The following is a 3,272-nucleotide window of genomic DNA, read 5'->3' on the forward strand; positions in this document are numbered from 1 at the left end:
CTCACCAGCAACTTCCCCCTCAGTCGCTTCGCGACAGCTCCCCCTTCAGGGGGAGCATCTTTACGCCGCCGCCGCTTCCAGGTCCGTCGCCGGCGCGGTGCGCCAGCCGCGTTCCAGGGTCCAGGCGGCGATGCCCAGCCACAGGAGGCCCAGGAACGCATGTCCCCGCTGCCAGAGGCCGACATCGGTTCCGGTGCGGATGTTCCAGGCCCCGGTCAGCAGGGCCAGCACCAGCAGCAGGCCGAAGAACCAGCCCAGCGAGAAGTGCGCCAGGCGGCGGTAGCCCGGCTTGCCCCACAGGGCCCAGGCGGTGAACAGCGGCGCGAACTGGATGGCCAGGCCCACGCCGCAGGTGCGGTGCATCGGATCGGGCCAATGGAAGGCCCCGGCGAAGAACGCCCCCAGGCCCGTCAGCGCCACCCACAGCCCGGCGAAGGCCGAGACCTGGCGGCGGCCGCCGGCCTTCTCAAGGGCGTGGGCGAAGCCGGCTCCGGCGAACAGCCCCGCGATCCCGGCCAGCATCATGCCGAGGTTGAACACCACCGGCGCCGGCGCGGCCGGGCCGCCCAGTTCGCTGATGAACTGGGCGCCGGGGTCGAAGCCGGGAAACAGCCGCTGGGCCAGCCACACGTCCGCGACCATCGCCACGGGCGTGATCACGCCGAGCTTCAGGAGCGCGCCCGTGCTGGCCACCAGATTCCCTCTTGATAAGGACGAGCCTGCAAAATCGGCCCGTCCGTCTCGTCGGTCAATCGTCTTCCGGTCGATCGGTTCCCGCTCAACGGGCCGCCGAAGGATGGCCCTGAGGCGCGAACATCGAGCCGAAGAAGTCGCCGGCCTTCCAGGTCGGGCGCTGCGGGGCGTCGGCCAGGTCGTGGGCGATCTCGTAATTGACCCGGGCGAACTTGGCCGCCGCCTGGTAGTCGATCGGCTGCGAAAGGTCGTCGCTGGGCTTGTGGTAGTGCGTGGCCAGGAAGTCCCTGAACGCCTTCTCGCCGCCGTTCTTGAAGCCGGTCATCAGGAACACCGACGGCACGCCCTGCTCGACGAAGCGGTAGTGGTCGCTGCGGGTGAAGAGGCCTTCCTCCGGCATCGGGTCGGGCGACAGGGCCACGTCCACGCGGGCGGCGGCCTTGGCCACGATCGGACCGATGGTCGAGCGGTCGGCCCCGAAGGCCACCACGTCGACGAACGGATAGAGCAGCACCGGCATGTCCAGATTGACGTCGGCGGCGAGGCTCGCCTTCGGCACGGTCGGATTGTGCGCGAAATATTCCGAGCCGATCAGGCCCTTCTCCTCGGCGGTGACCGCCAGCAGCAGGATCGAACGCCTGGGGCGGGCCTTGCCGCCGGTGAAGCCGCGGCCGACCTCCAGCAGGGTGGCGATCCCGCTCGCGTTGTCGAGGGCGCCGTTATAGATCGCGTCCTCGCCCGGCTTGGGGTTCTCGCGGACCCCCTCGTGGTCGAGGTGGGCGCTCAGCACCACGACCTCGGACTTCAAGGTCGGGTCCGAACCCTCGATCAGGGCCGCGACGTTGCTGCTGCGGCGCTGCTCGATCTGGCTCTTCAGCGCGACCTGGGCCGTGGTCGGCAGAGCGAAACCAGCCACCTTGCCCTCGGTCGTCTCGGCGGCGGCGTAGGCCGCTTCCAGGCGGTCGGCGGCCCCACCGAACAGCTTCCGGCCGCCCTTGACGCTGATCGAGCCCAGGCTCGGGGCCGAGGCGCCGCGGATGAAGGGCGAGCCGTCCGGCGCCCGCCAGGTCATCCGCCAGTCGCGGTTGCCGCCGATGCCGCGCGCGAACGGCCGGCGCTTCTCCCCCGACGGCGCGCTCAGGATCAGCACGCCGACGGCACCGCGCCGGGCCGCCTCGACCCGCTTGATGTTGAGCGAGCCGTAGTGGGCCCGTTCCTCGGTCTGGAAGCCCTTGGGCGCGCCGGCCAGCACCACCACGATCTTGCCGGCCACGTCGAGCCCGGCGAAGTCGTCGCGGCCGCGTTCGGGGGCGCTGATGCCGAAGCCGACGAACACCAGCGGCGCGTTCAGGGCCAGTTCGGCCTTGTCGGCCTGCGGGGAGGGCAGGAAGTCCTCGCCGAAGGTCAGGGCGGCCTGGGCCGCGCCGGCCTCGGCGACCTTCAGCTCGCCGTCGGCGGCGACGCGATAGGCGACCAGCGGCACGGTCTGAAGGTAGGTCCCGGCGTCGCCGGCCGGCTTGAGGCCCAGCAGGGCGAACTGGGCGGCGACATAGTTGGCGGCCAGGTCGTAGCCGCGCGTGCCGGCCTCGCGGCCTTCCATCAGGTCGTCGGCCAGGAAGGTCATGTGGGCGCGCATCGCCTCGGGCGAGGGGACGAAGGCCCCTTTGGATCCTGGCAGGGGGAAGGCTTGGACGGGCAAGGCAGCGAGCAGCAGGACGGCGCTCAGGCAGGTTGCGCCAAGACGGGCGGCGCGACGCGAAACGGGCATGCAGCAGGCTCCAGGGCGGACCCCACGGCCCGCGAAGCCGGCGACCTTGCAGAGACGGCGGCGACTTGTCGAGCCGAGCTTGGCCTGAGGCTTCACGATAAGCGCGCAACAGGCGTCGCGCTCGGTAACCTTAACGGCAAAGATTTTCTACATAACTTGGTAAGGTCGATCGAAATTCACCCTAAATATGAAGAAGAGCTTAACCGAACCCCGCCAGTTTCGCGAAAGAGACAGGGGAAACGGTTCATGCAGGCCTTCTCGATATCCGCCGCCGGAATGAGCGCCGCGACCAGTCGTCTGGCCGCCAGCGCCCAGCGCGTCGCGGCGGACCCGGGGGCTGGGGCCAAGACGGATCTGGCGACCGAACGGGTCGCGCAGATCTCGGCCAAGACCGATTTTTCCGCCAACGCCGCGGTGCTTCGCACCGCCGACGAGATGACCGGGGCTCTGCTGGACCTTCTGGCCTAGCCGCACTCCGGTCATTGTCCGCGCCCGCCTCGCGTCCCCCCCTGCGAAGGGCGCGGATACGCCGCCTCCCGGGTTTTCCCCTAGTCTATCCGGGAGGCGGCGACCCAATCCGCTGCTTGTCTATCAACGCCAGCCGCTCTTGACGGCCTTGGCCTCGCCGGCCGCATCCAGCGGCGCGCCGGCGATCATGCTGTCGACCACGGCCAGGACCGCGGCCGGCGTCTCCGAGCCGGCCTGGCGATACTCGCCGCCCGCCGCCGGAGCCGCCGCCGGCGACACCGCCAGCACGCGCCAGGCGTCGCTGGTCCGGCAGGCCACGCCCGCCTGCGCCTGCCCCTGTAAG

Annotated in this window: 3 protein-coding genes and 1 pseudogene; 1 reads left to right on the top strand and 3 read right to left on the bottom strand. The window is 70.4% G+C overall.

All coding sequences use genetic code 11. The features are described 5' to 3' along the window. Window positions 1-60: 60 nt before the first annotated feature. Together DMC18_RS23720 and DMC18_RS23725 are read right to left on the bottom strand one after the other, a co-directional pair. Window positions 61-753 carry a DUF998 domain-containing protein gene (locus tag DMC18_RS23720; protein ID WP_370443980.1) on the bottom strand — a complete coding sequence of 231 codons (693 nt, stop codon included), beginning with the start codon at window positions 751-753 and terminating at the stop codon, window positions 61-63. 25 nt (window positions 754-778) lie between these two features. Beyond that, window positions 779-2,461 carry a M28 family peptidase gene (locus DMC18_RS23725; RefSeq protein WP_110118166.1) on the bottom strand — a complete coding sequence of 561 codons (1,683 nt, stop codon included), beginning with the start codon at window positions 2,459-2,461 and terminating at the stop codon, window positions 779-781. A gap of 246 nt (window positions 2,462-2,707) precedes the next feature. On the opposite strand from DMC18_RS23725, the gene DMC18_RS23730 reads away from it, so the two are divergent. Continuing rightward, entirely contained in the window at window positions 2,708-2,929 is a 222-nt protein-coding gene (locus DMC18_RS23730; RefSeq protein ID WP_110118165.1) for a flagellar basal body rod C-terminal domain-containing protein, read from the top strand. Between the two features lie 123 nt (window positions 2,930-3,052). Here DMC18_RS23730 and DMC18_RS23735 read toward each other — a convergent pair. Next, window positions 3,053-3,272: pseudogene (locus tag DMC18_RS23735) on the bottom strand (anti-sigma factor); the annotation flags it as partial.

The organism is Caulobacter sp. D5, assembly GCF_003185805.1.
Taxonomy (GTDB): domain Bacteria; phylum Pseudomonadota; class Alphaproteobacteria; order Caulobacterales; family Caulobacteraceae; genus Caulobacter.